The sequence below is a fragment of the Mesorhizobium sp. M4A.F.Ca.ET.020.02.1.1 genome (assembly GCF_004022645.1).
Taxonomy (GTDB): Bacteria; Pseudomonadota; Alphaproteobacteria; order Rhizobiales; family Rhizobiaceae; genus Mesorhizobium.
On record NZ_RZOI01000309.1, the window covers coordinates 1 to 6624 of the forward strand.

At 63.0% G+C, this 6624-nt stretch carries 5 protein-coding genes and 1 pseudogene; all 6 read left to right on the forward strand.

All coding sequences use genetic code 11. The annotated features are described in order from the left end of the window. Window positions 1-375 (forward strand): annotated as a pseudogene (locus EN742_RS19240) (thymidine kinase); the annotation flags it as partial. Between the two features lie 63 nt (window positions 376-438). Next, window positions 439-1623, forward strand: a complete 1185-nt coding sequence (locus EN742_RS19245) for a glycosyltransferase (protein WP_126058635.1) — start codon at window positions 439-441, stop codon at window positions 1621-1623. 80 nt (window positions 1624-1703) lie between these two features. Beyond that, window positions 1704-2087, forward strand: a complete 384-nt coding sequence (locus EN742_RS19250; RefSeq protein ID WP_126058634.1) for a cytochrome c family protein — start codon at window positions 1704-1706, stop codon at window positions 2085-2087. A gap of 300 nt (window positions 2088-2387) precedes the next feature. Then, the gene (locus EN742_RS19255; protein WP_126058633.1) at window positions 2388-3476 is read left to right on the forward strand and encodes a hypothetical protein; all 1089 of its coding nucleotides are present in this window, start codon (window positions 2388-2390) and stop codon (window positions 3474-3476) included. 33 nt (window positions 3477-3509) lie between these two features. Next, entirely contained in the window at window positions 3510-4655 is a 1146-nt protein-coding gene (locus tag EN742_RS19260) for a hypothetical protein (protein WP_126058632.1), read from the forward strand. A 24-nt stretch (window positions 4656-4679) separates the two neighbouring features. Next, complete coding sequence (locus tag EN742_RS19265) at window positions 4680-6590, forward strand: ATP-binding protein (protein ID WP_126058631.1); 1911 nt, start codon at window positions 4680-4682, stop codon at window positions 6588-6590. Window positions 6591-6624 lie beyond the last annotated feature (34 nt).

Genomic DNA, 6624 nt, shown 5'->3' on the forward strand with positions numbered 1-6624 from the left:
ACTGTGCACTGCATTTTCGTCGACGAGGCGCAGTTCCTCGAGGAAGAGCAGGTCTGGCAACTGGCCCGTATCGCCGACCGGCTGAACATACCGGTCATGTGTTACGGCCTGCGCACCGATTTCCAGGGCAAGTTGTTTTCCGGTTCGCGAGTGCTGCTGGCCATCGCCGACGACCTGCGCGAGGTGCGCACCATCTGCCGCTGCGGCCGCAAGGCGACGATGGTCGTGCGGCTGGGTCCTGACGGCAAGGTGGCAAGGCAGGGCGAGCAGGTGGCGATCGGCAAGGACGTCTATGTTTCTCTCTGCCGCCGCCACTGGGAAGAGGAAATGGGCCGCGCCGCGCCCGACGACTTCATCGGCTTCGCCAGAACCTGAGCCGGCTGACTTGCGCTATTCCGGCCTCAAGCGCCTTGGACTACTGTTGTCCGCGGGGGCAGCATGAAAATCCTTCAGTTCACGCTCACTTGTCCGTTCCCACCACTGTCCGGCGGCGAGATCAGGTGCGCGGCCAACGCGCGGGCGCTCTCGGCGGTCGGCGAGGTTCTGACCGTAAGCCTGACCGGTTCGCCAGCGCAAACCTGGCTCTCCAATGTCAGGCACCTTGCCCTCGAGTCGGCGCGCCGCAACGGCGCCTGGCAAAGTCACAGGCCACATCCGACCATGCGCATCATGCCGGCCGACGAACTGGCCGAAGCCGACGCGCTTTGGCGGGCTTTCGCGCCCGATCTGGTGGTGGTCGAAAACATCGTGCTTGCGCAATTGCTTGACCTGGCGCCGCAGCATGGCGCGCGCACTGTCATTGACCTGCACGATATCGATTCCAAGACGGTGGCGGACGGCATTGCCGGGCTGCCGGTCTTGAAGCGGCTGCGGAAGGTGCGCGAGAACAGGCGCAGGATCAAGCAGGCGCGGGACGCCGACCGACATGCGGCGGCGGTGGCAGATCAGGTCTGGGTCTGCTCCGGGGTCGACCGGACGCTGCTTTCCGCCCTCGGCCCTACAGGCGACGTCAGGGTGATCGCCAATCCGATCCCCGAAGAAAGCGTGCTTTCCTTGCCGACAACGAGCCGTCGATACGAGGCACTGCGCCTTTGCTTCGTTGGCCATCTCGGCTATTTCCCCAACATCGACGCCGTCAAACAGATGGGCCGCAGGATGGCGCCGCATCTCGCCGCCTCGGGTCGCGACTGGTCGATCACCGTCGCCGGCAAGACCCCCGACAATCTCGTGCGCCGGATATGCGCCGAACACGGCCTTCGCCTTGTAGAAAACCCTGACAGCCTGCACGACCTGCTCGCCTCGGCGGGCTACGCGCCGATGCCGCTCCGCTACGGCGGCGGCACCCGCATCAAGGCGCTGGAAGCGATGGCGGCGGGGCTGGTCGTCTGCGCCACGGAAAAGGCCGTCGAGGGGCTCGGCCTGCAGGCCGGCCGGCATTTTCTTGCCGCCCGCGACGCCGGCGAACTGGGCGCAAAAATCCTGTCTCTCGCCGCGCAGCCTGAGGCAGCCGCCGAAATGGCCGCCGCTGGCCGGGCCTTCGTGAGCGAAAAACATTCTTCGGCCGCGATCGGTCGCGAAATCCTGCAAGCTGTCGCGGATCTGATGGCGCGCCGGCCGGATTGAACGCTTCCGCAATCCCGCCATCATATGCGGCGCTTGTTAAGGCATGGGCCCTATTCACGTGCCCCAGCCAGGAGTCCGCCATGTTTCGAGCCATTTCGTCCGCCGTCGTCCTTGTCGTCGCCGACATCGCAGCAGCCCATGCCGCAGGAGACGCCGCGCTTGGCAAGAAGGTCTTCAACCGCTGCATGGCCTGCCATGACGCGACGACCGACCACGACAAGGTCGGCCCGCATCTTCTGGGCGTCGTCGGCCGCACCGCGGGCACGGCCGCGAATTTCAACTATTCGCAGGCCATGAAGGATGCCGGCGCCGGCGGCCTGGTCTGGGACGAGGCCAATCTCGCGCTCTACCTGCGCGCGCCCAAGCTGAAGGTGCCCGGCAACAAGATGGGCTTCAACGGACTGACCAACGACGCCGACATCGCCAACGTCATTGCCTATCTGAGGGCCGACCCCAAGCCCTGATCCCCACGGCTGCCCAGCAGTCGCCGGTTCCTCAGCAATTGTTTGCCGAATATCCAGACGATGGTTCCGGTGGCAAGCGAATGCTTCGCCGGCGGTCCGGTGGCGCGAGAGTCGAGCTGCAAGAGAAATGCGCCGGCGCGGCGGGCTGCTAGTCTCGCCATGAGCACGGTTCGTTTGTCTTTCAAGGGAGAAACGAAACCTTTTGTTTTCGCGACGCCTCTGGTCTTGCGTCTTTCAATCCCAGAATGCTCCACATATATTCGCGCCGACACGAAACCGATGCCGATGCGGGAGGCCCCTATGGCGACATTGCAGAATTTCGATGCCGAGATTGCCAAGACCAAGCAGGTCGTGCAGGACATGCGCACGAAGATCGAGCAGTCCGGAACGGTGCTCGACACGCTCGCTCAGGCCGACAAGAAGATCGGCGACGCCAATTTCGACATCGAAAACGCCCGCATCGAGGATGTGCTCAAGCAACAAAAGATCATGGAAGGCAACATCGCCGACCTGATCATCGGCCTTGAAGACGCCACCAATGTCTTCGGCGCCGAATTCGAGAGCATGAAGAGCTACACCGGCTGGGAAAATTTCGTCGGTGTCTTCTCCGAGCAGCGCAAGCAGCGCATGCGCACCGATCGTGTGCGCAACATGTCGCTGGCCGGCAACCTGCAGGAACTGCTGGCCAAATCCGACACCATTGTCGGCATCCTAAAGGCGCAGAAGCAGATCCTCGACCAGCGCTACAAGACCTCCGAGACCAGCCTGTCGCAAGTGATCGAGCGCCGCAAGACGACGATGTCCAACCTTGAAGCGGTGCAGAAGCGCATCGAGGAGCTCAACCCGATGCTGCTCGACATCGAGAACAAGATCGCCGCCTCGACCAGTCAGAAGGAGCGCACCGAGCTCGAAGGCGAGCGCTCGAAGATGGCGACCGAATACAATGAGAAGCAGGCCAAGGAGCAGGAATTGCTAGCCGAAAGCCAGACGCTGGAGCGCTACACCTCGATGTTCCAGACCTTTGTGGACTCTCTCAACAACCAGATCGCGGCGCAATCGACGCTGATCAACAAGCTGACCATCGACACCGAGCAGCGCATCGTCCTCTACAAGGCGCTGGAAGACTCACTGAAAACCGCCGCCCAGCAGGACGTCGCCCACAAGATCAACACGCTCGGCAGCCAGGTCGACAACACGGCGGAGGAGACCATGGCCGGCATCGGCGCCGCCTCGCAGAAGCACATTGGCGATCTGCTGGAAATGCACGAGAAGAACATGGTGGCCTCGGCCGATATCCAGCGCCGCAAGAAGCTCGCCGACGATGCCTTCGCCCGCCGCTTCGACGAAGTGATGAAGAAGCACAATTCCGCCAACTACGTACAGCAGTAGTTGGCGGCAGGCGTTCGTCTCCAAGGCAGTCCGATGACCCCCGAAAATGAAGCCGCGGCGCGCTACTTTTCCGCCATCACGGCGGCGCTGAGCGGGCTGGAAGTGTTCATGCGCGACGATCGCTCGCCGCTCTACCGGCATGGCATCGTCGCCAGGATTGTCGCCGAATACATTGCGCGGCTGGACAAGTCGTTTTCCTGCTGGCGCAACCGCCTCGGCTTCATGGAGACGTTCCGGATCTCGCGCGCCGACAGCGGCTATCCGGTATTCCAGAACCTGCTCGAACTCGAGAACGACCGCCGTCAGGCGGAGAGCCGGCTGGCCAATATCCCGCAGGCCGGAGAGCTTCGCGAGGAAATGGCCGACTTCATCCTGCGCCACAAGGAATTTCCCGAGGCGCTGCAGAAGTCGATGGCCGAGCGGCTCTATCTGGAGGACGTCAGGAGCGAGCAGACCTTCGGCCCGTTCACGCTGGCGCAGACGGCGAAGGTCTCGGTCAACCCCAAGACCTTTCGACCCTATTACCTGGTGCATTGGGCCTGCTTCGACGGCAGCGCCAACCTGCCGTTGATCTATATGGTGACGGTGGAGGATTCCTCGGAGAGCATGGTGCGCCAGCTCGTCGATGCCAACGGCAAGTTGAACGAGCGGGTCGACATCCCGCTGCCGGTCGACGGGCTGCTCAATCCCGAGCTTGCCCACCGCTTCGACGATTTCACCGAGAAGAATTCGGCCTATACGCTGTCGCCGGCGACGATCGCGGTCAATCTCGACAAGGATTTCGAGCCGCTGCGTCCGAAGCAGCTCCGCCGCGTCGTGCTCGGCCCCTTCTATTCGGCGGGCATCACCGACAACAATTCGACGGTGACCGAGGTGCTGGCCAAAGTGCGCAGGCCGGAAAACGCCTGGCTGCTCACCTGGACCATCCAGGAGATCTTTTCCAAATCGGAGAAGCCCGGCCGCAAGGGCCTGTTTTCGAGCGAGAAGACGACGCAGGAATTCTTCATCAACACCGACGATCTGGAGGCCGCGCGCCAGGGCGTGTCGAGCTACGAGAACCATGCGCTGATCCCGCACGAGGCCTATCAGGCGCTCTATGCCGCCGGCGAGGCGCAGAAGATCTTTTCCGGCTACAAGGTCCACATCCTGTCCAACGGACAGGTCATCTCAGACGTCTGACCGTCACACCACGGAGCATCCTTCATGGACACCGGCCTGACCACGATCTCGGAAGCTGCGATCGAAAAGCACCGCGCCACCGCGCAAAGCTTCATTACCCGCATCGTCGTGCTGGAGGATCCGTCCCGCGAATCCGGCACCGCGCTCGCCGGCACCAACCGCCGCTTCGTCTCGACGGTGTCGGTCGGTTCGGTGCGCCGCACGCGCGAGGTCGAGCTGTCGAAGACGGTCGCCGCCGTCCACCCCGACGACCAGTTGCTCACCATTCCCCAGCACACGCTGCTGTTTCGCGCCCGGCGCGGCCTGGCGATCGCGCTCGCCATCTCGGACGTCTTCGCTGAAGGCTCCGACCTCGAGAGCCTGCAGGCCAAGAACGCCCGCGCGCCGCTCGAGGGCGACGAAGCCGCGACCTTCAAGAAGCTTCTGTCGGCCTCGGCCTACATTTCCGCCTTCAGCCTCGCCTCGTACCTCTTCCAACTGATCGACAGCGACGGAGAGGCGCCCAACGACATCGCCGAGCCCGACTTCCTGTTCGACACGCAGCAGGACGCGGTGAAGTCGATCATTGCCGGCCTCGACAAGGCAATTGCCGGCTCCAAGGACGATGCCGATCTGATGACGCGGGCGCGCGCCTTCGCCCGCGTCGCCATCGACGGGCTCCTGGCGAGAAAAGGCCGCTTCGACGGCATCGGCCCGTTCGAGAACGCCCATATCCGCATCGACGTCGACGATTTCACCCTCGACGGTTTCGACGTCGCGCCCGGCAAGCGCTCGAAGCCGCTGGTGATGACCTTCAAGAAACCGGAGGAGGTCGTCGGCAACCACATTGCCAAATTCCAGTCGGTCAGGCTCGCCAAAATGCTGATGGCCTACGATTTCGAGCGTGAGCTGAACCCGTTCGTCGAGCTCGGTGGCTTCCTGTTCACCTTCATTGGCGACGGCGCGCCGGGCACAGGCAAGACGACGCTGATCCAGATGATCGCCGGCCTCGTCCACGACTACTGCCAGGTTGCCGGCTATCCCTTCGCCTACGAGAATTTCGGCGTCGACCAGATCTCGTCCTATCAGGGCAAGTCCGGCCAGAACTGCCGCCAGTTCATCAACAACGTGCTCAATCCGCGCGTCATCGGCTTCGGCACCATCGACGATATCGACCAGGTGGCGGCGCGGCGTTCCGACGATCGCGCCTCCGCCGGCCAGCAGGAGATCACCGGCGTCCTGATGGACGCCTTTGCCGGTGCCGGCACGGTGGTGCGCGGCAACTGCGCCTTCGGCATGTTCTCCAACTATCCAGAGAATGTCGACGACGCGCTGCGCCAGCGCGCCGGCGCCCGCTGGCTGGTCGATGGGCCGCAGACCCGCGACGACTATATCGACATCTTCGTGCTGCTCGCCGGAAAGAACCACAAGATCCCGCTCGGCGACCACAAGCTCTATGCCGCGCAGGAGATCCAGCGCGCCGTGACCGAGGCCTATGAGGAGCATGAGAAGCCGCAGGAAGATGGGCTGATCAAGGTCTATGAGCGCTACATGAAGGAGAATGGCGCGCCGAAATCGATGGCCGACATCGGCACGTACCTGCACATGATCAAGGATGCCGAGCCGCGCTTCACCGGCCGCGCCATCAAGAACGTCACCGACGCCATCAAGATGCGCGCCATGGACATCGAGCTGCCCGACGAATGGTTCGAGAAGCCGGAAGCCTTCATGCACAAGAGCTACGACGACAAGAAGGCAATGATCGAGGAACTGCGCGGACCGTTCTCGATGGACATGGTCATGCAGGAGATCAACCGCTACGCCGACTCGGAATTCCGCTATTCCGACAAGTCCGACGACGCCGCCGTGACTAAGATGATCCGCGACACCAGGCTGCGCGACCGCGCCGTGCGCGAAATCGAGGAGATGAAGAAGAAGGGGCTATGGAATGCTTAATCTTCCTTCTCCCCGTTCACGGGGAGAAGGTGCC